Consider the following 23,087-nt stretch of genomic DNA (forward strand, 5'->3'; position numbering starts at 1 on the left):
ACGCGGGAGCTCAAGCTTGAGGTCGTCGCCGTAGTAGGCATGGTATTCCTGCAGCGCCTCGATCATCAGGTAGTTTAGCGGCATCCAGATGGGTCCGCGCCAGTTGGAGTTTCCGCCAAACAGGGCCGTCCTCGATTCCCCGGGCTCGTATTCCACACGGTGTTCGCTCCCGTCGACGTGAAGGACAAACGGTTCGTCAGCATGCTGTTGTGAGAGCGACCGGAGGCCGAAGGGGGACAGAAATTTATTCGGATCCAGGACGCGCTCCATTACGCGTACGAGTTTGCTCCTGTCAACGAGCGACAGAAGTCTCCGGTTGTTGCGACCCGGCAGTCCCATGCCCGAGATGTGTTGCATCAACTCGGGCCTATACTCCGCGAACCATTCCATCCTCCGGCGAAAGCGTGGAAGCATCTCAAGGAGTTCGGGCTCAATCACTTCAACAGCAAGCAGCGGGATGAGTCCGACAAATGAGCGAACGCGGATGGGGTGGTATCGGTCGTCCGGTGTGTGGATCAGATCGTAGTAGAATCCATCTTTGTCGTCCCACAATCCAGTGCCGCCGCACCCGTCGTTGATGGCACTCGCGATGTAGACGAAATGCTCGAAGAACTTTGTCGCCACGTCTTCATAGGCCGGTCGGGTTCGTGCCAACTCGAGCGAGATGCGCAGCATATAGAGACAATACATGCCCATCCACGCCGTGCCGTCCGCCTGCTCCAGATAACCGCCGGTAGGAATCGGTTTGCTACGATCGAACAGGCCGATGTTGTCGAGTCCAAGGAATCCGCCCTGGAAGACGTTGTTGCCACCGTGGTCCTTTCGGTTCACCCACCACGTGAAGTTGAGCAGGAGTTTGTGATAGACCCGTTCGAGGAAGACCGTATCCGCCTCGCCCGTCACCTGTCGACTGATTTCGTACACACGCCACGCGGCCCACGCGTGTACCGGCGGATTAACGTCACTCAGGTTCCATTCGTACGCCGGTATCTGACCGTTCGGATGCATGTACCATTCGCGCAGAATGATCGTCAGTTGCCGCCTTGCCCATTCCGGATCGATCATCGCTATGGGTAGTGTATGAAAGGCCAGGTCCCATGCAGCAAACCACGGGTATTCCCACTTGTCGGGCATCGACATGACGGCGACGGAATAGAAGTGTCGCCAGTCACTGTTGCGCCCCTTGTGTCGGCGCGGCGAAGGCGGCGGCTGGGCGGGGTCACCCTCCAGCCAGAGGTCGACGCTGTAGTGATAGAACTGCTTGTTCCAGAGCAGTCCGGCAAGCGCCTGTCGCTGTACGCGCCGCTGATCTTCCGTGAGTGAATCACGATGGATCGTTTCGTAAAAAGCGTCACACTCCTCGATGCGTTTCGCAAAGATATCATCCACGGAGTCGAACGGGTTGCTGACGGCATGGTCTGCGAACCGCACGTTGATCACGAACGACTCGCCAGGCGCAATGAGCCGATGAAACCAGCCGGCGACCTTCGTTCCTTTCATTTCCGGATTGACGCACTCTGTCAGACCACCGACAACGCAATCGTTGATACCGTCCTTCACGTAGACGGTCGGATTGGGCTCCTCCCAGAGTCGCTTGAAATTTGTTTCGTTGTCGGTGAAGAGCAGGCGGCCTCCGTCGCTTCCGCTTACGTGCTCCGCTGCGTACCACCACCGCTCTCCCAGGTGGTGATGATTTCCGTGCGCGGCAAGTACGCCATCTTCAGAAGCCTCTTCCATCATCGGGTGAGGACGATCGACATGGTATCCCCACGTCCATGTGTTTCGAAACCAGAAATGGGGAAGGATGTGCAACTCGGCAGGCTCGGGTCCCCGGTTGATGGCCGTGATCCGACAGACGATGTCCTCGGGGTCAACCTTGGCGTACTCGATGAAAACATCGAAATAGCGATTCTCGATGAAGTCGTCGCGCAACGCTTCGAACAGTTCGAACTCGGGTTCATTTCGGGTTCTGGCTCGATTCGCTTCACGAAGTCTCTCGTACGGAAATGCAGCATGAGGATACTTGTAGAGCATCTTCATGTACGCGTGGGAGGGGAGCCCGTCGAGATAGTAGTAATGCTCCTTTACGTCCTCACCGTGGTTGCCTTCGGTGCCGTCGAGTCCGAACAGGCGTTCCTTCAGGTGGGAGTCCTTCCCGTTCCAGAGGGCGACGCCAAGACACGCATTCTGGAATCGGTTGCAGAAGCCGCCCAGTCCGTCTTCGTTCCAGCGATAGACCCGGCTCCGCGCGTGCTCGTACGGGAAGTGGCCCCAGACGTCGCTGTTGGGACTGTAGTCCTCGCGCACCGTGCCCCAGGCGCGCTCGGCCACGTAGGGTCCCCAGTGCTTCCAGTCGGCGCGACGCTGTTCGGAATCGAGCAATCGCTTTTGATCGGCATCTTCGCCGTAGGCCATGGTGAATCGGGAACGTGTTTGGAAGGACAGCGCAAAATAGGAAGAGCCGCTCCCGGATGCCGCAGTCAGTGCAGCGCCGTGCTCTATTCGTTGCTCGTCGGTGAACGTGCGTCGCGAGCTGGCGTCCGCGACATGCCGCCGTGTACCGCGCGAAGGGTGCGGCTTGACGCTTGCATCCGGCGTGCAGCTGGAGGGACGGCTCGGTTCACATGTCGATTGCCCCTGCATCCCGACGTGAGGCCAAGTCCGCCCGGCGCACTCTATATTCAGCTGGTTGATGATTTGAGTCTGCTCATTCGACACCATGTCCCGTAGTCATGCCGTCAGAGGAATCGTGTTCGCCGACATCGTCGGCAGTACGCGGCTTTTCGAAGAACACGGAAATGCTGAGGCGCACCGACTGGTAAGTCTTGCGATAGAGCTTCTAACGCAAGTGACGACGGATCACTCTGGAACACTGATCAAGACGATCGGTGACGAGGTGATGGTCAGCTTTGAGGATGGCCCGGGTCTGTTCGAGGCTGTTAGCAGGATGCCGTCCGTCATTATCGACGACCCTGATCTTGCCGCCGTCGGGATGAAAGTGAAGGTCGGGTTTCATACCGGGGAGGTCGTGACTAAGGATGACGACGTGTTTGGAGACGCCGTTAACGTTGCCGCCCGATTGACGGGTCTCGCAAAGGCCAGTCAGGTGCTGACGACCCGCGATACCGTCAACACGCTCCCACAAGATGCACCGTTCGCGTTTCGCGACCTGGGCCCCGCGCGCGTACGGGGAAGGAGAGAGGTCATCGATCTCGTCGAGCTACTCTGGCAGACCGACAGCGGTGTCGCAACCGCACAGGTCAAGGCGCATCGCCCGACCGGCCATGGTTGGCTCACGCTGGAGTATCAGCGTAGTCACGTAAAGATCGACGAGAGTCGCCTGCCATTTGTGATGGGGCGGGGGGATGAAAGCGATCTTGTTGTCAGGCACGAGGCCGTCTCGCGAGAGCATGCCAGGATTCGCCTGGGCAATGACCGTTTTGTGCTGATCGATTGCAGCACGAATGGAACGTATGTTTCGCGCGACCCGTCGGAGGAACCCGTCAGAATTCATCGCGAGCATGTGCCCTTGAGTGGCCGTGGCGTCATCGGCCTGGGCGTGGATCCGAGGGAGGTAACCGACCACCACGAAGCGGTGATTCGCTTTGCGTTCACGCGATAGGAGGGCGGGGTGTATCGCGAACGAAGGGGCCGTACCCGGAGTGAGTCGCGAGCATGTCTGCCGCCGCCGGCCAACGTAGTGGCCGGCACCGACCGATCGTGTGCAACCAGTGTTTCCGTGCCTCCGAGGTTCTCGATTACTTTCGAAAAACGAGTGCGAGGCCGTCGGACGTCACCGTCAGTGTGCCGTCGCTTACGGTCGCCGTATCACTCGAACCGTCTCCGTACGTCACACGAAGCGTGTTGCCGGTTTGACTGAACGTTCCTTCGTCGGCAGAGACTTCGGTCGACACCACACCGGACTCGGTGGTCCGGATGGTCAGTTCTCCCTTGAACACATTGCCGGGGCCCAGCTGAACTTTGCCAGCCGTGACCTCAACCTTGTCTTCCAGTATCTCTATGATGGTTACAGGAAGCGTTTCTCCCCCGACGGTTCTGAGCGTGTAAATGCCGTCGATGTTCTGTTCGTCGGAGCCGTTGGAATCGCAGGCACCGGCGACGAACGAGAGGAGGAGTAGAGCGGGAATGATGAGGTTGCGCATAGGAGGTAATTCCCCATTGAATCGTTGGAATGACTTGTGCCAGATTGATCGCGTTGAATCGGTTCGATCGCGGATCGACCTTTAGAGGTTTTCACCTGACCCGGTCGAGCGGGGGTCAGGTTCTTCTCTTTAGGATCTTGGCCCGTTTCTGGCGGCGCGAAATGTAGATCGGGCCGCCCGATCTACCAATAGGCAGAGGCCAGTCGGCGCCAGTTAATTTTCGACCACTCACGAGGACGGTCAATAGACGTTGGATCGCGGGGCAGTCCGACGAAAGGAGACGCCGACCCTGCCCACCATGAAAGCGTGAGCAGCGTCCTGGTATTTGCGGCAAGGCATCGGACCGGAGGCCACCCACGGCAGGCGGCGCGGCGCACCGCCGCTCAGTCCCCCGGGCTACTCATCCTGGTTCGCCACCCCCGCTTCTCGACCCGACGAACGTTGTCGATTTCGGCCAACTCGATGAGGAACAAGCTCAACCACCTCAACTCGTCATCTTCGGGATCGCCGACAAAGGGTCTGACGCGCACCAGGTTGCCGTACTGTCGGGTGAGTTTCGCGGGACTGTCGTCGACCATGAGGACTCGTTCAAGAGGGTAACCGATCTTCTTCACCTTCTTCAAGTCCTTGATCCAGATCTGGTGCATGCGCTCGAGATCGAGTCGGCGGGTGCAGCGCGTACGGCTCCATAGAAACGACAACTCAAGTGTTGTCGGCCAGATTTCTCCGATGACCTCACTGGCGTAGTCGGACGAAGCGGATGTCCACACGGCTAGTTCAAAGTGTTCACCGCACGTCTCGAGGAATGGTGTGAGAAGCGGGCGCCTGTAGACGTGATACGGAGGGACCTCGAAATGCGGACGATAAGCAAGTGGCTGTTCGGTGGCATGAATCAGCGTTTCGTCCAGGTCAAGTATCAGCAGAGTTCGAGGCATGTATTCTTCAGGTGCGGTGCGAGACTGACACCGAATGATAAACCCCTGTGCCGCATAACAGAAGCCGTCACGGATCGATACTCGCGGCGACAAATGCTCTGTATCAAGCGCGATCTCGGGGCATTCGGGTCTCCAGCCATCTGACCAGAGTCAACAGAACTGCCAATACGCCGTAGCGAAAGAACTCAACTATTGTGTGGAAGACGAGCCGGAGAGTGCTCTTCTGCCGGTCTGTTACACGTTCGGGCACCGATATGAGTAATTCTCAGTCACGCGGGGCTTTGCCTCCATCAACGCCTGTGCCCTCCTGACTACGCACCCAGGACGAGCATCGCGCTGGCAGCCAGGCCAAAGATAATCAACATGGCAATCGAGTAGGCCAGCATGATCAGGGCGAACTTGATGCCCGTCTTGAACCACCCCTGTTCATACACCCTCTTTTGGGCGAGGAATACGTAGATCGGGATTCCGACCGACAGGACAGAGTTGGTCGCCTTTGTCCATCCACTTTCGGCCGGGGCGAACGTCAGCAATCCCAGCAGCGTGAAGTTGACAAAAATGAAGGCGTGCACGTGCAGCGTGAACACAAGATGTTCTCCATAGAAGCGCTTGCTTCTGACGTAGACGAGCTTCAAAAGGAGCGCGAACACCGGCAGCATCACAAACATCAACTTCGGCAGGTTGCCAAGAAATCGCCCCAGGATCTCAAGCAGCCATTGCGTACGTTCCGCATCAGTCATGGCGGCAATACGTTGTGTTTTCTCCTCATCGCCGAGATCGATACTGAACGTGGGAGATCCGTTCCGAACACTATCGCGCCCGCTCGCCAGGTTGCCCGTAGCAAGGTCGATGTTCGTCGTGCCCGGAGCGTCGGCCAGACTGTCGGCCTCGCTGATCCTCCTGGCAGTTTCTTGCTGCACTGTTGTCCTCAGCGAATCGATCCCGAGGAGCGTGTGCTGGTCGCCCCATGCCCGTTCGACCGATGAGACTGGATCGAGGACGGCAACGAGAAAGAAGAACAGAAGACTGGCCGTCAGGTAGAGACGAACCGGTCGTACGTAACGCTGCACCCGGCCGTTGAGGTACTCGATTGTCAGCTTGCCGGGAAGGAACAGCAGCGGCCCGATGCTACGCAAGAGTTTGCCGTCGAGTCCGAAGTACTCCGAGACGATCTCTCTGGCGAAATGCGTGATCGGCTGACGTATGTCCCTGCTGGGTTGACCGCAATTGCCGCAGTACGGGCCGCCGACTTCGGATCCGCAATTGGGACATGTGTGTGACGACACGGTTCTTCCTGCAGGCGTGCTGATGCTGAGGGTCAGTGTGTGGGGTCAGGAAATATAGGGCTCTGTTTTGACCGTCTGCGTCTAATCCGCGGCAAAAACAGGCTACGAGTACTGATGACTCTGCAAAGTCGCGCTTCGTCCGTGTCGGTATGTCGGGTCGGCTGAGGGCGGGACCAACAACCGTATCCGGTTCGCCGGATGTTTCGGCGAAGTAGAGACTACTCCATGGCTCCATGGCGAGCCACAAAAGCGTCTTTTTGACCTCATGCCCTTGGTTAGGTGATCCAATGGGCGGCATGAAGAAAGTTTGGCCGGAGCCGCGAGGGGTTCAGGATGTGTGAGTAAACCTTCCGCTGAAAGTCTCGCTGACGGTCGACCGGTAACCTGGATGTGCTTCTAAGTCCTGGTGTTCATCTTTGCGGCTCACTTCCTGATGCCGTACACAACACTCGGGTAGACGACAAGTATCCGTGACCACTTCGATGCGAGAACTGCATCGGAAGCATCGGAACAGTCGACAGGAGTATCTCCCCGTGGATAGAAATTGACGAACCGATGGGAAGCGGGCCCACGGACGGTCCCGTCCAGGTTGCGACTGACGCGACATATTGCCTCACGGTCAGCTGTCTACAGATCGGAGGAGAGGTGCCGGATAATCGAAGCGCATGTGGCCCTGTTCTCGTCCAACAATCACCGGGGGCTCCGCGTTGACCATTCTTCACGCGGGCGACCGGCAAGATCCGTGGTCCTGCCCACCGGCCCTGGTCCGGATCGAACTCCGGTTTATCCCCGCCTCACGGGCGGTGGATCCGCCTATTTTACCAGCACGATTTTCCTTGTTTTTCTGAAAAGTAGTTTGCTTCCGGTAGTCACCCGAATCTCGTAGAGATACACTCCACTGGCCGAACGAGCGAGGTTCAGCTCCTGCTGGTAGCGGCCGGGAGGAAGCTCACCCAGGATCGATTTTCTGACGAGGCGCCCGATTACATCGAATACCCGAATCTCCACCCGTCCCGTCTGGGCAATGTCGAAAGGAAGCATGGCTGCCGGATTGAACGGGTTCGGATAGCCCGGATGCAGCGCAAACGTGATCGGCAAGTCCTCCGACTCCACATCTACGGTCAGGTCGCCAGCCGTCTTCATTCCTTCGACATTGCCTGCGTTGTCCGCGGCAACACTGAAGAAGCTGTGGAGCCGCTCCGGGCTGCCGATATACAGGGCGCTCGGGTCCATGACGCCGGACTCGTACGGGGTGAACGACTCTCCATCGACCGACACGTATAGTGTGTAATCGCGTACGCCGGATCCCCCCTCATCATCCTCTGCTACCCACGACACATTCCACTCACCGGATGAAACCGGATCCGCGAACGTCACGCGGCTGGTCGGTGGCTCGGCATCGATCGTGTTGTAGATGAGCGGTGTATCAATGGGCTCGTTCGTGTCGAAGACGATCGTTGCCTGCGCCTCGATCACATCGCCAGTCTTGCTGTTTCGATCCGGTCGAGCGGTGAACGTGACGTAGCCCTCCCCGTGACCCAGGGAGTCATTGACGGGAAGAAACCCCTCGTACGGACTGTATGGTAGCAGGCCGGTCGCGGGGTCGACGGACGAGAACACCCAGAACGCTGTTCGTGTACTCAAGTCGACGCCGGCCGCCACATCGACCAGGACATCGAGTGAATCTGTAACGTCCAGCCGTGACGAGTATGCGGCCGTGTTTGGCGGCACCTCGAAGTGGAGGCCGGCAAATCCGAACGATCCGAGGCGGAAAGATCTGACGTCCAGCGTGGAGTCGAGAGCATGGGTCACAAACACCTCCTGCGCCGGCGCTGTGGCCAGATCCGGGTCATTCTCGAATCGGATCGTATAGGGTAGCTGCTGCGGTACGGAGATCCAGTGGTCGTCCCCATACCCGGGAGGCCCGAGCATATCGTTCGGATCGTATGCCCCGGCGAGGGCATCGCACATGAAACCGCCGAAGCACGACAGCCCCCCTATCACGTCGGTGATGCATCCAACCACCGGGACTCCAGCACAACCGGCAGCACCCATGTAGCACACTATGGCTCCTATACCTGAGACGGCCGTGGCGCAGCCGACTGCCGACGCAGCGCAACCGACAATCCTGAAGAACTCCCTGCAGCTGGCGACGTCGTAGGTGCACGCCTCCAGGCTGCCGTCCACGGATACGTTATGCAAACCGCCAGAGGACGGGGCCGACCCAGTGAGACCCGGCCAGGACCCAGAATGACCGGATGCCAGGCCGAAGTTCTGTATCTCGGGATTCGCGCCTCCAAGGTCTATCAGGCCGCTGGCTACAAGGGGAGCAAAAAGCTCGCTGGCAAACCGGTTCGGATCGCGGGCAAGCTCGACCCGGTCCGGATCGAAGGACCCAGGGTTGGCCAGTATCGTCTGTCTTCCCTCCTCGATATTTGTCATCAGCGTACTGATGAATCGATCCTCACCATAGGCTCGGATTCTGACACGAGTCGGAAACTCGCCCGAAACGATGCGTCCGGCAATCAGGAAGATCGTGGCCTCGGCGGCTTCACCGGGCGCAAGGTTACGGGCGAAAAGGGGAATCGCCATCAGATTCTCATTGATGGTGAAATCCTCAATCTCGAGTTCCGACGCGGATATCATTGCTGCCAGCTCGCTGTTTGCGAAGAGTCTTCCCGTCGTGTTTACCTCCACCGTTGTGTTAGCCCTGAACTCGATATGAATGGACGTGTAAGGGATGTCGTTGTTGGACACGTTGACAAACCGGAATCGGTACGGGTACATCCTTCCGGCAGCTATTGCAGTTGGCTTGCTGGTCACCATCTCGATCTGGAATGGAGTCGAGGGCTGGACGTCGAAACCCTCGGGCAATACCGCGTCGTCCTGAAGGTTCGTCACGGCCACGTCATAAAGCCCGATATCCAGTCCTTCAAGATTCCATCGGCCGCGCACCTCGGTCGTGCTTTCGAACTGCAAGTCCTGCAGCTCTCTTTCGACACCTTGACCTCGAAGGAATACTCGGGAAGTTGGTCGGAAGCCGGCACCCTCAACCGAGACGGATACCCATCCGCGATTACCGCCGAAGGGTGGTTCGACACGGACCACCGAGAAACTCAGCCCTTCGGCTAGCAGATCGAAGGAGTCACCTCCCGAACTGCCGCGCTCGCTCCGGACCAGTACGTAGTACCGGCCGGACTTCGTCGAGGGGATGATTACCTGCTTTCGCGGAGACTCCGCCCCCGTATCGGCCAGGTCGAAGTCTGACGGGGTAGCGACTCGCCCGTATGCGACGTACAGCTCATTCGCGGTGAATGCTGATCCCTGCAGGCTCAGTCGCAGGTCGAGACCCTCTTCGACCTCGACCACATAGTACCTTGACTCCGACCGGTTCCATGTATCGGATGCGGGCGTATCGAGGACCAGCCGATCCACTTCGACGGAGGTTTGGGTCCTCGCGACGCCATCGTTGTTGCGGTCATCCGTTTCTCTGATTCGATTGCGGATGTCGGCACGGACGATAAAGTGGTAGTTCCCTGGCACGAGTCCCGGCACGTTGCTCGTGAGCTCCGCGCTCATGGCATCAAGCGTCGTGACAAACTCCTGCTTCGCAGAGGCACCGACCGCGAGGTCCAGATGCGTCTCGTGTATTCCGATCAGCGGGTCGGCCGTATCCCACGTTGAATCGCTGGAAGCGTAGACGGCCTGCGAGCTGGAACCGATGGCCGGATTGGCACCATCGTTTCGCAGCGTCCAGGTAATTGTGACGAGTTCTCCCGGCGTGGCACTGGCAGGAGCAGAAACATCGGATACCACCAGATCTGCGGGAGCGGGCAGCGAAATCGTTATCGAACGAGTCTGCACGTTGTTGTTCTCGATTGACTCGAACAGGTTGTCGTCGTCATCGATCGTATAAATGAGGTAGTGGGTGCCGGAGGCCCATGGAGGGATTTCGAGATCGACGTCTCGCGTGTACGTTGCGTCGACTGCAAGACCCTCGGGACCTTGCTGTGCCGGATAACGGATGTCGCCGAAGCCCAGTCGGGAATCCCCCGACAGGTAGACGCGGTCCAGCCATTGTTGAGAGGTGGCCCCAGCTCCCGCGTTTCTGACGGTCCAGGAGATAGACATGGAACGGCCGGCCACGCCTTCCAGCGGCTCGACCGTTTCAGCGAATACCAGATCCGGTCCCTCGAACGCTTCGACCACTAGCGTCGACGCGGCCATGACCACATTGTCACTTCGGTTTGCATCCTCGGTGGATTGAGTCGCATCCGTGTGAATGAAGACGAAATAGTCACCGAACAGGTACTCGGGTATCTTCATCTGGGCCGATCGTGTGTACGCTCCTCCCGCGGGAAGCGGCTCCGACCGTCCAACCTCGCCGAGAAGTACGTCACTGTTCTCGCTGAAGACATCGTCGCGCGACAGGTACACGCGGTCCGTCCATCGCGTGCTCGTCGCTGTCCCCCGTCCGTTGTTCGTGACGGTCCACTGAATGTTCACATCCTGGCCGGCTTTGGTGTCGGTCTCAAACGAGAGGTCGCTCACGCCGAGGTCAGGCATTCTAATGGGAACGATCTGTATCTGTCCCGCACCGAGTACATTGTTGTTCTCATCCGTGTTCTCGAACACTTGATCGCGGGCATCTGCATAAACGAACACGAAGTAGCTGCCGGACAAATCCTCGGGCACGACGCCGTGCGCTACTTGAACCAGTTGTTCCGAGGCATTGAGCGCACGGGGAGAAACGGCGAAACCGACGACTCGGGCCGTCGTCCGACTCCACGTGCTGCCTGGTGAAACGTAGACAGTATCAGTCCACCCTGTCCGCGTGGCGGCCGCTCCCACATTCCGCACGGTCCAGGATGCGGGCAGCCGCCGTCCTGCCTCCGCCGCCTCAGGCAGGCTACTCCCGGCGATCTGCAGATCCGGCCACGGGGATATCTGGCTTGTAGCCTCACCAGCTGCGCCGACGTTGTTGTCCTCAAAAACGTACTCGTAGACAGCATCCTTCCAGTCGGTCTCGACAAAAAGGTGTACGGGTCCGCGCAGGTCGAACGGGATGACCACGGAGCGCGTATTCGTATAGCTCGAATCGGGCTCGAGGTTACGCGGAGACGGGAACGCTCCGAGAACCGTTGCGCCATTCTGATCGAACGGTGTGGATGCGGACACGTAGACGCGATCCTCCCATGGTCCCTGGGCCATTCCTGGACCTTCGTTCGTGATCGTCCACTCGAGTGAGAACGGCTGCCCGCTCCACATTTCGCTCTTCGGTTCAGCGGCTGTCAGCACCAGATCGGGTGGAGGCGAAAGCGACACCGTGACGGGTTTCACCAGCAAGTTGTTCGATTCCGCCAGCGGCTCGAAGACCTCGTCTCGAACATCCGCTTCCATGATGATGAAGTACTCACCGGAGATACCGTCCGGGAATCGAATCTCCTGAGTCATGTTGAGACTATCCCCGGGCAGCATCACCCGGCCCGTTCTCACTCGGTCCAGACGTGTGTCCGTGCTCTCTTGCAAAATGTCGTCTTCCGACAGGTAGACATCGTCGTACCAGCTGTCAACGCGCGTTCGACCTGCCCCGGTGTTTCGTACCATCCAGCGCAGTGTGGGCGAGGTCCCCGAAAAGACGATACGTGGTGCAATGAGTCCGTCAATCTGAACGTCCGGCGAGGGCGGAATCTCGATCTCGATTGCAAATACGGCCAGGTTGTTGAGTTCGTCCGCCTCGGTCTCTGAGTTGCCCGCGTCCGTATTTAGTATCAGGAACGACGACCCGAATTCTCTCTCCGGCAGGCGAGCCGTGATTCGATTCGTGTAGCCGCCGCCGGCCTCGAGAGCGGACAGGTTCTTGACGACGATCAGGCGTGTGTCCACCGATCTGTCGAGATCGTCGTCAACAGACAGGTACAGCTCATCGTTCCACGCAGGTGCTCTCGTTCCCGCGACCCCGGAGTTATCGACCGTAAATACCACTTCGACTTCAGATCCGGCCTGCCCGGTGGCCGGCGCCTCGAGCCCGGTCACCTCCAGATCCGGAACATTCATCACCGTGAAAGTCCATTCCGGACCTTCGGTTCTTCCTGTCGGATTAACGCTCACGACTTGCCACCGGTAGACCCTCCCAAATGCCAGATGGTTCAGGTACCCCGACCAGTACGATGACCCCGGAATCTCAGTGGTGTGTACCGGTTCGGTCGGTCGTTCCTGTCCCTCAGGCCAGGCAAAGATCTCGTACGTGCGGGCGCCTCGTGCCGGAGTCCAGGCGACGCTCGGCCTGGCGGAGACCTGAAGCTCGCCGTCGAACGGCGATGGGCCGGCTGCCAAGTCCGGCAGCGGAAGAACTACACGCAGGGACGCGCCGACTTCGTAGATCGATTCGTTGCCGGCGACATCGACGGTGCGGGACGTAAAGGAGTAGTTACCATCTGCGAGCTCTATCTGGAACGTGGCCTGCCACACTCCATTAATGTCCGAGCCCGATACCCTGGAGGCCGGTTGGCTCTCGATAACGGATCCCTGGAGGTCTGCGAGTCGAATCCACGCTGACTCGATACCCGACAGATTGTCACCCAGTGGTGCCGCAACAACCACCTCGCGCGATCCATTGGTTATGTCGATCTCCGACGGTGTGACGGAACCCGCTGACACAACGGTCGGACCCTCCGTGTCTCCCCCCTGAATATGGACGGATGTGGAGGTGGAGGTTTCCAGCCGGTTGTCCTCCTGATCCAGGGCGACCACCGATAGAATCCAGTCGCCGGTCGCGGTACTCCAGGGAACGAGGATCGTCGATTCCCATCGTCCTTCACTGGCCGTGCCGTCGACGAGACTTGCCTGGGCACTCAGTGGCGGCTCGGTTCCGAATGCGATCGCAAGGTCAACCGAGACAACGCCCGACAAAGAGTCTACCAGATTGGCCGACACCGTCAGGGGCACGGGTCCACTGGTCAGGTCAATCGACGAGGGATTCGTCGCTGCGCTCAGCAGAAGGGGGGCGTCATAGTCTACGTTAACTACATCGATCGAGTATGACTGGGACGCCTCGGCTCCGGCCTCGTCCTGTACTACGACGGTGACAACAGTGTCGCGTGCCGCCCGTGGCGGAGTCCCATTGATGCGCCCGGTGGTATTGACTGAGAGCCATGCGGGCGCCACGGGCAGGTAGTAATAGAGAGCGGCACCCTCGGGATCGTTTGCTACGACCTGATACACGTACGTTCGCTCTTCGTCAACCTCGGTTGTGGGCTCGGAGGTAATGCGAGGCGCGTCGTTTACGGGCCGGACGGATATCTCAACGGCTGCATACGCGGTGGTCGTACCGTTGGTCACTTCGTACGTGAACGTGTCGACGCCGTAAAAGTCCGGATCGGGTGTGTACAGGAGTGTGTCCGACGACACCATCTCGATGCTCCCGTGGGCCGGGTCGGCCGCCGTGACGAGAGATAGCGAGCCACCGCCCGGGTCACTGTCGTTGTCGAGGACAGTGAGGCGGATTGGTATATCCTCGTCCGTCGTGTACGAATCCGCTCCTGCTTCGGGCCGTTGGCCGTCCACGAGGGCCGACGCCGTAATGACCTGAAACCTCCTAGTCGGGTCATTACTGTACATAGTCGCGATCCCAGTATGTGCGCCGGCATCCAAATGCGATCCGTCGAACACCACGTCGACGACGGTTCTTTCGGTAGGAGGAAGTATTCCGGCGGTCGGGCGAAACTTCAGCCAGTCCGAACCTAGCACGCCGAGGAATCCATTCAGGATGCGTGTCATCTCGATTTCGTCCACGTATCGCGTATTCCGCCGGCTGAAAAGCAGGAAGTATATCCGGGCACTTCCACCGATGCCGTCAACTACATGGCCGTCGTTCCGCGGGTCGGTCGGGAAGGAGTGGGTCGCACCTTCGGGCTCGGCCACTATGATGATGTGGTTGACCGAAGGCGAGCTGCCGCCATCCTCTCGATACACTCTCTTCACGAAAGCCGCGTAGCGGACTCCACGTGACACTGTCTGAAGCACGACGCCATCGACGTGCGTGGCGTACGACCAGATTTGTCCGGCAACATGAAACGAACTCACGCCGTCGAGATCGGCTGCGAGCACAAACATGCCGTCGCTCTTAAGCGTGAAGTACCGACCGCTCTCTCCGAGCGCTGAGTTGTTGACGATTCGTCGATCACTGTACGGTATGGGGCCGCCGAGGTCGGTGCTTAGAATATTGCCTTCCTCGAACATGCCGTATCCGGCTGGATGGTCAATCGACGTGCCGTCAAATCCCCCGTCGAACCTTGCCATGTCGGGTATGAGAGATTCAACGACGCTCGATCCATTGTCGAGGCTGTCGAGCGCGATCTCCAGCGATGGAAGGCCGGCCGTACTGACAGATGAAGCCAGGACGGTCGTCTCCACCGTGGCCTTCGAGTCGGTTATCAACCGACTGTCTTCCTCCGAGAGGAGGACCTGCCGGGGAGTGGACGTCGTTGAGATTACTTCGACTGATGTTTTCTGCGGCCGCCTCATTTCAGGTTCGATCGAGAAGACCAGCGGGCTAGATCGATATACGGCTGGAGTATCGGCCGAGACTTCGCCGCCGAATGTGATACTCGATTCGACGACGGACAGCGACGGCGGGCTCCCGAGCGAGATGGACCACTCGAGGTCGTTTCCACCGGGGTTGCCGACCGTCAGCAGTCTGACGGCAGTGGCACCTGCGGCCACCTCGGCCGATATTTCACTCGACTCGAGGTCCAGTACGGGTGCAGGAATTCCCGTTCCCGATAGCGCTACCGTCGCTGACGGCGTGTCCGGGTCGTTGCTGCTGAGATCGATTTGCCCGGCGAACGTGCCGATGGACGGCGGGGCAAAAGTGACCACCCGTGTTGTGGAGTCGAAAGGCGACAGGGTGAACGGGTTCTCACTGTCGATCGAAAACCCACTTCCGGTCAGACTGAGAGCGGTCACGTCTAGCGGAACGCCACCGTTGTTACGAACCGTCAGCGATCGCTCTGAAGAGCCTCCGGCAAAGACATCCCCGAACTCCATCGAAGTGACCGAGAGATCGAGGTCGGGCTCGCCGCCGACTGTCACGGTGAGTGGAATGTGGAAGACAGGTGTGTCCGGGTCATTGCTCCGGATGGCCACGCCGTCCTCGTACGTTCCGTTTCCAAGTCGGCTGGCGTCGATGTGGACTCCAATGTCGTCGGAGCCACCGGCCTCGGTCGTGCCAGCCATCGGCAGCACACGGCCGTAGTCGTTGATCATCCACTGGAAAGCGTTAGCTACAAGCCGCGTTTCTTCACTTGCGTCGTCAAGACCGTAGATGTTCACGGCTGTCGTGAAGATCTGGAACGGAAGGTCTACACGATGTCCTCCGGCCGTGGTGTGGGATACGGCCACTAGAGGAGTACCGTCGTCGTAATGCGCCAACACATCCGTCGCCGGCGCTACGGCGGCGGTATTGACCATCTTTCGAGTCGACGTGAACTCATGGACATTGGCCATAATGGGATGATCGGGTTGCTCGATCGTATCCATCTCGAACGTTCCATTCGCGATGGCTGCCGGTCCGAGTAGCCAGTATCCGCCAGTGTCGAATCGGCCCGTGAGTAGGCCGTTGCTGCTTTCGTTGTTTGCTCCAACAGCCAGGAGCAGATTGCCTCCCGCGTCAACGTAATCTGCAAGGAGATCGCCGATGTTGTCACTTCCATAGCGCCAGTTGGTGGTCGCGAAGACCCCGACCGCGTCGTACTGCAACAATTCGTCGACGATCGGTATGCGAGCGGTCCCGTCGATGAAGGCCACTGAGTCGAAGCGGCCGGACTCCGACAGATGCCTCACCACGTCGGCGCCCTGGGCTGCTCCGGTGGCGGCCATGATTGCGATAGGCCCCAGGGAGTCGAAATGGGCCTGCCAGTCCAGGGCACCCGTCCCCACGTTCTCCAGCGTTACGGTCAGGGAGGTTGACATGCCTGCCTCGAGCTCTACGGAGAGCTCCGTCGGCGAAACACGAATGTCGGGTGCCGCCACACCGGCGCCGACAGCCGGCAGCTCAATTGTGGGCGAGTCCGGATCGTTGGAAGAGATCGAGAGCGTCCCTCCGATCGGACCTGGACGGTCGGGTGCGAAGCGGACCGAGAGCCGACGGGTCTCGAATGGCGGTATTCTCAGCGGAAGCGCCGTTGCCAGTTCGAAAGACACATCCGACGATGTGGTCCCTGTGATCTCGAGAAAACCGGTCGAGTCGTTGGAGACGGCAAAGTCGATGGTGGACTCCAGACCGACCAGTAACGAGTCGAACCGGAGTGTGTCCGCGTCGATCACGATGTGTGGGTCGCTCGTCACCGACAGTTCTACCGGCACCAGAGTAAGAGACTCATCGGGATCGTTCGATCCGATGGCAAGAGTCTTGCGGTATACGCCCTCAACGAGCTCTTCCCCGTGCAGCGTGAGACTGATGTCGGCCGAAGCGGAAGCCGGTACGATTCCGGAGGTCGGTGAGGCCTCGACAAAGTTGACAGCTGCCCAGTGGAAGGCGTTGACGACCAAGTCCGACCCGTAATACAGCCCGTAGTAGTCGACGGTGCTTCGAACGATCTGAAATCCCAGGCCTACGTGTCGTCCACCACCAGTAGTGGTCTTGACTACTACCGCCGGCCCACCGTTGCTGAAGTCGGCTATGAGCAGGGCGGTTTCCGCCGCTTCCGAGTCTTCGTCAACAAACTTTCGTGAACGGATCAGTGAGGCGGACTTCAGGATCGGATGGAACGGCTGATGAAACGTACCCTCGTAGCTGGATCCAGAAGAGTAGCGAAGAAAGCTGTTCACAAGAATCGGGTCGTAGCCATCCGCTGCGTAGCGGCCACCCAGTCGATCCCGATGGGCGATGGCGTTGACCACGGAGCCTCCCGCATCCAGGTAGTCCGCCAGGACGTCGCCAAGTGCATCCAGGAACGTTGGAGGGTAATACCCGAATACCCCCACGACGTCGTAGCTCAGCAAATCATCAAGTGAGGGCGTGCCAGCACCTTCCCACCGTGTCTCAAGACTGTCGAAACGCCCCGACTCCCGCAAATACATTTCTACATCTCTCACGTGGTCGTAGCAACTCTGGTCGCACGTCTGGCCACCGTACGTGCCGAGGAGTAGCACCCGTCGAGTGGCACCGCCCCCGGGATACGGCGTCCCGACGCTGCCGCCACTTGACAGCCCCGGCCACACGTCCAGGCTCCAGTTAAGCTCTCCGGCACCGTCATTGGAAACTGTGAGCGTGTGCGATGTGGCTAAACCGGATTCCACCTGAGCGATGATTGGCGTGGGGGAAACGGAAATGTCCGGGGTGGGGAGCCCGGTGCCCGACAGTGCGATCGTAAGCGTCGGTTCGTCCGGGTCGTCGCTCGAGACGACCAGGGCACCCGACGCCGGGCCCGTGGTGGTCGGAGCAAACTCGACGGTGAGCGGTTTCGACGCCCGAGGAAGGAGGTCGAATCCGGTAGCGTCAGACACGGTGAATCCGGTTCCCTGCACCGATACGCCACTGACCGACAGCACAGCCGTCCCTGAGTTTCGAACATACAGGATGGCCGACTGGCTCGACCCGACCACGACCTGCGGCAGGTCAACGGATTCCGGGATGGATGAGATGTCCGCGACTCCCGACACAGAGAGGGTGACTGGAATCTCAACCTCGGGCGTAGCAGGATCGTTGCTTCCAAACCGAACCATACCGGAGTATGTACCCTCCATAAGATCCGTTGCATCGATCGTGAGGTCGGCCGTGCTCTGCGACAGGGCCGATATCGTCGCGTGACTCGGTTCCACGGAGAGGAAATCGTGTGCAAGCCAGGCCAGCGCATTCGCAAACAGTCGGCCCGCATCGGATGCCGACGAGACGTCTGTCAGTTGCCATGAGTCCGGATAGGCCGGGAGACTTAAGTCCACGCGCCTTCCGGGCCAGAGCGAGTCATTGACCGCAACCATGGGTGCGCCATCTGCCCAGCTCGCCACGAGCGTGGCATTCGGTGCAAGCTTTGTCCCGGGTGGAAGGTGGCTTTGATCGGCAACGTCGTTGACACCTTCCATCAACGGATGACCGGGCACAGAAATCTCTCCCAGGCTACTTCCACCAACGATTGAGGTCCCCGGAATGATCAGCCAGTAGCCGTCTTCGTCAAAGCGTCCGGCGATCTTCCTGGACCCGTAGTTGGCATGCACGGCGACGAGGAGGTTACCTCCCGAGTTGACATAGTCGGCAAGGACGTCGCCGACCGCAGAGGCGTTCTCATCAAATGCCGTCAGCGCCACAACGGCATCGTATGTCTGCAGCTGAACGAGTGTGGGCACCGAGTAGCGGGTCTCGACAATCTCGACAGATCGGAATCTCCCCGTGGTTCTCAGATACTCGGCCAACCCCTCCTGCCAAACGCTGTAGTCCGCGAGGATGACGACGTCGCCTGATCCAGTAATGGCCATCCAATCGAGATCGCTTCCTCCAGCATTGGATACTGTCAATGTCTGGATGGTCGAGAGGCCGGCGTCCAGCGCTTCGCTGACCGACGTGGGCGAAACCGAAATCCTTGGTGGGTCCACGCCGTTGCCAATCAGGTCGACAGTGAGCGTGGATTCGTCGGGATCGTCAGACTCGATGACGAGCAGGCCTGAGGCGCCGCCCGGCAGTGGCGGAGTAAACGCCACGCGCAGTTGAACGGAGTCCTCTGGTGTCAGTGAGAATGGTGTAGATACGTCGACAGAATAGCCTGAGCCCGTCGTATACACGCTCGAGACCACCAGGGGAGCAGTACCGTCGTTGAAGATCGTGACACCGAGTGTGTCGCTGAGGCCGACGTAGATGTCCCCGAAATTCAGTGCACTCGCGCTGGCCGAGATGTCGGGGTCTCCGTCCACGGACAGGGAGACAGGTACGCTGACCTCCGGCGAGGTGGGGTCGTCAGACATCACGAGGATCTGTCCTTCGTACTGTCCTTCAAACAGGTTGGCTGCCGACAGACCGACCGTGACATTGGCTGTCGCTCCGGCTGCAAGCTCCCCGAATACAGGATCGGCTGTGAGCCAGGAAGGGGAGAGTACACCTAGGAAGGCATCGAGTATCGACATCGTTCGGCTGTCGTCGACATAGCCGCCTTCGCTGGAAGCGTACAGCAGATAGTAGATCCGTGTCGCTCCGGCCAGATTGTAGACGCGGTGATAATCGTCGTTTGTGTTTGTTGCGAACTCGTGCGTTGCCTGGCCGTTGTCCTCGACGATGATGAGATGATTCACGGAGGGGTCGTCAGTCCCGGATACTCGCTTCACGAAAGCGAGGTAGTCTATTCCACCGGCTCGAGCCGTAAGGATCGATCCGTCTGCCGTACCCCCACCATCTGCGCCCAGCTCGCCGGTGACCAGGAAGGCGCCCACGCCGACGAGGTCTGAAGAAAAGCAGAACAGGCCCGGATACATCTTGGTGAAGTACTGTCCGCCGGGACCAACTGCGACGTGTGACTGGATTACACCCTCGGAATACCGGATCGAGCCTCCCAGGTCGGTCGACAGGTAGTTTCCGTAGTCATACATGTCGTCGCCGCCATCGGAGATGTGATCGTTGAAGTCGTCGTCTATGATGTGCAGATCGGGGATCAGGCGAGTGACGGACTCGAAACCGGAGTCAAGGTGGTCGAGCACGTCCTGTAGCGGCAGGCGCGCGGCGGTAGTATCGCCCGGCGCCACCGTCTTGCGGGCGAAACCTGGTGCCACGTAGACCGACTCCGCTGACGGAATTGCCGTGGCATCCACGGTGGCTGTCTTGTCGACTCGTACGGATCCTGCAAAGCGAGGGCTGATGCTCAACGCAGATGGCGTCGTGTGGCGGAGCGCGAGCTGCCACTTCAGTGAGACGTCGCCGTCGTTTCGGATGCTCAGCACCGCGGTGCCGGTATCACCGGCCAGAAGAGACTGGCCAATGCTCTCTGGAGTGACTACGATGACGGGGGCGGCTGCCGCAGCTTCACTGCGTAGTGGTCCTCCGGAAGACCGGGCGTTGTCCGTACCGAGGCTCGTCTGTGACCCTGACGGCAGAGCGCCTGTGGCCAGGAAGAGAGCGGTAGTGAGCGAAAAGAATCTGGCGACGATTGAAGCGGGAGAGAGGCGATCCATGGTGTTACCCCGGTTGGTCCCCGTCTCGTAGCGGGGATCCGCGGGGTGAGTCCTCACTCAACGGGAATGACACGCGATCTTGGCCAACGCCTGGCGTCGGGCAAAGCTGTCGATTCCCGTGATTCTCTTGATCCCCGCGGCTGCAGGTCCTAGAGAACTCGAGAGGTAAAGCGCAGACGGCGCGAGACCCTCTAGATGTTGATTGAAGATCACAGGTGGCCGCCAGAACCGGTGGCGGGAATTGTCGCCGGATGGCGTAGGAGAATCGTGCACGTCGTGACGGGCCTCCGGATCGCAGCACAAGGGTCTGTCAATCACGGTCCGGAGTGCAAGAGATGTCTAGCCTGACGAGCCGCAGATCCCCGAACAGGCCGGCTGCAGGTTGGATCGCGTTAAAGGTGCCCCCGGCCGGGTTTCTGGTGGGAGTGGGTTTCAGGAATTCCCCGACGTCGTAGGCCGATTTCGCATCGAATGGGTCCGACTTCCTTCGGTCGTCTTCGATACCCGGCCGCGTACTCGTTCGGCCAGTGCTCAAAGGTCCTGAAGACGGGCGGTTCGTACGTGGCCACACTGCTCAGCGTAGCCATGATGACTGGCATGGTGCGCGCGTTGTTCAGTTCCAAGCACTGCCGTTTCGTACGGGTCTCCTCCAAGCGAGCGGATCTCGAACTCGTTGGAGATTGGTTGAGTGACGGGCTCGAGGTGCCGATCGACTCACGTCACAAGATCGCCGACCTGGATGCCGCCCTCAAACGTCAGACAAATCGCGGCCGGATCGGCCGAGTTGTCGTCGACGTTTCCGGGTGGCAGTTGTAGACTCGTTTTCATCGACTCGCTCATGGGTTTGGCGGTCAGCCCCTGGTATACTCGCGCCCACCTGTTCTGGTGACACCCAAGAACGCAATCTTCTGCCTCCCCGGAGTCGTCGGCGAATGTGTAGTTCTTGGCGGTGGCAGCGAGCATGTAGAGGACTTAGCGAACAACAACGAACGTCTCAGCGTCGGTCGACGGACGACCGCCTCCGACGACGAGACGCGCGAAGTACAGGCCGCTTGGCGCCAGGACGCCGTTTGATTGTCTAGCGTCCCAGGAAACCTACTGACGGCCGGGAGTGGAGGGTCGGACAGGGACGCGTGCTACTGCGCGGCCGAGTATATCGGAAATGACTAACGAACTCTCTACCGGACGGCCGATCTGCACAGGAAATGTAACCGGACCTGCAGTCGGGTTGGGGTATGGCGAACCCAACGATGTAGATACGTCCGGATCCGGCAACCTACTGGTCCCGACTCCTGTGGGCAACGCGGCGAGCTTCTCATTCCACAGTCGCTGAGCATTGTCTGCGTAGAGGAGGACGTCGTCTACACTCTCGGCCGCCACCAGCGCAAATGCGACCTCCGTCGAGTTGCCCGGCGCCAGATCGAACGGCCCGGCTCCGACAACCTGAGCAATATCAGTGTACAACAGGTACTTAGTCTGGATTCCTCCGCTAAGGGAGGTCCATTTATCTAGGTCCGTGAAGCCACCATCGTCCGTGTTGCAATACGTCACCGCCTCATTGTCGATGGCGTTGTAGGAAAACGAGCCGTTGCCTCCTAGCTCCACAGCGCGTGCCGCGACGTCGTCGACGTCGTCGACCGTTATGTAATGCACCCAGGCCGTCGGTATGTCAGCATCGGGAGGAGCCATGACCCCGGCGACCGGTTTCTCGCCGACCTTCTGTAGGTGATAGTCGCCCTGAGGCATCGGCATGGTCTGGTTGGCCCAGGGCAGAATGGTCGCGTAAAACTTGATGGCAGCGTCGGGGTCAGCCGTCATGAGCTCGGACCAGCTGAACGCGCCGTGTGTGATGGATGGATGCATGGCAAATACAAGAATGGATAATTGAGACGGTGAAAGCGTCCTGGTGCGGACAATGCAAAGCGAAGAATTGGATATGTCTAATGTATGTGCTAGTCAGTTGGGCGGTTCCTGGAAATCAAAGCAGCTTTAGGACACCCCGCAACCATTCGCAATCGGCGGCCCAGACGAGCGAAATGGTCTATTCTGTCGACACAACGGCTCACGTCGCTCTCGCGCCCAATATCGTCGCAGCATCGCATCTCCGGCACAATTCGTATCATCGCACAATCCGCGGAAAGACTCACAGGCCGGGGCGGAAGCACGAAGGGACTTGATATTTCCTGAGCCAGGATCCAGTCGCGTACGGAAGCACCACTAAAAAGGCGGCTGACCGCCACGAAACCCATCTATCATGGCCGAGACTATGCGCGCGATGGCGGTAACAGCCGACGGCGTCGCGATGACCGAGTTGCCCACACCTTCCCCGGGACCCGGAGAAGTTCGAATCAAGGTCGTTTCGTCGGCAGTGAATCCCGCGGAACAATTCGTTATCGACGGTGACTTCGTGAGCCGGTTTTTGCACGCAAAGACGACACCACTCGTCCTCGGATGGGATGTTGCGGGAACCGTAGACGCCCTCGGCGACGGCGTGACCGGCATCAGCGAGGGTACCGCCGTGTGGGGCCACCTGGAGTACTCGCCGTCCC

The 23,087-nt window shown here is 59.4% G+C and carries 9 protein-coding genes; 3 read left to right on the forward strand and 6 right to left on the reverse strand.

Going from position 1 to position 23,087, the window contains the following annotated elements; translation table 11 throughout:
- Positions 1-2,415, reverse strand: a 2,415-nt coding sequence (locus HKN37_01505; protein NNE45314.1) for a glucosidase, incomplete at its 3' end; no start/stop codon positions are given.
- A gap of 304 nt (positions 2,416-2,719) precedes the next feature.
- Here HKN37_01505 and HKN37_01510 point away from each other — a divergent pair.
- Positions 2,720-3,622: an adenylate/guanylate cyclase domain-containing protein gene (locus HKN37_01510; protein NNE45315.1), complete on the forward strand. Its 903-nt coding sequence runs from the start codon at positions 2,720-2,722 to the stop codon at positions 3,620-3,622.
- A gap of 136 nt (positions 3,623-3,758) precedes the next feature.
- Here the strand turns inward: HKN37_01510 and HKN37_01515 are convergent, their stop codons facing one another.
- The 4 genes from HKN37_01515 to HKN37_01530 form a co-directional block, all read right to left on the reverse strand.
- Positions 3,759-4,163, reverse strand: a complete 405-nt coding sequence (locus tag HKN37_01515) for a hypothetical protein (GenBank protein NNE45316.1) — start codon at positions 4,161-4,163, stop codon at positions 3,759-3,761.
- 383 nt (positions 4,164-4,546) lie between these two features.
- Positions 4,547-5,098, reverse strand: a complete 552-nt coding sequence (locus tag HKN37_01520) for an HAD family hydrolase (GenBank protein NNE45317.1) — start codon at positions 5,096-5,098, stop codon at positions 4,547-4,549.
- A gap of 311 nt (positions 5,099-5,409) precedes the next feature.
- A complete protein-coding gene (locus tag HKN37_01525; GenBank protein NNE45318.1) occupies positions 5,410-6,384 on the reverse strand; it encodes a DUF3667 domain-containing protein in 975 nt (324 codons plus the stop codon).
- 813 nt (positions 6,385-7,197) lie between these two features.
- Positions 7,198-20,538 (reverse strand): choice-of-anchor D domain-containing protein, encoded by a 13,341-nt coding sequence (locus HKN37_01530; GenBank protein NNE45319.1) that lies wholly within the window; start codon positions 20,536-20,538, stop codon positions 7,198-7,200.
- A gap of 471 nt (positions 20,539-21,009) precedes the next feature.
- Here HKN37_01530 and HKN37_01535 point away from each other — a divergent pair, with 471 nt between their 5' ends.
- Entirely contained in the window at positions 21,010-21,354 is a 345-nt protein-coding gene (locus HKN37_01535; protein ID NNE45320.1) for a zinc-binding dehydrogenase, read from the forward strand.
- Between the two features lie 279 nt (positions 21,355-21,633).
- Here the strand turns inward: HKN37_01535 and HKN37_01540 are convergent, their stop codons facing one another.
- A complete protein-coding gene (locus tag HKN37_01540) occupies positions 21,634-22,401 on the reverse strand; it encodes a VOC family protein (GenBank protein ID NNE45321.1) in 768 nt (255 codons plus the stop codon).
- 391 nt (positions 22,402-22,792) lie between these two features.
- Between HKN37_01540 and HKN37_01545 the strand changes: the two genes are divergently transcribed.
- The coding region (locus HKN37_01545) for an alcohol dehydrogenase catalytic domain-containing protein (protein NNE45322.1) at positions 22,793-23,087 on the forward strand (295 nt) is incomplete at its 3' end.

The organism is Rhodothermales bacterium, assembly GCA_013002345.1.
In the GTDB taxonomy this organism is placed as follows: domain Bacteria; phylum Bacteroidota; class Rhodothermia; order Rhodothermales; family JABDKH01; genus JABDKH01.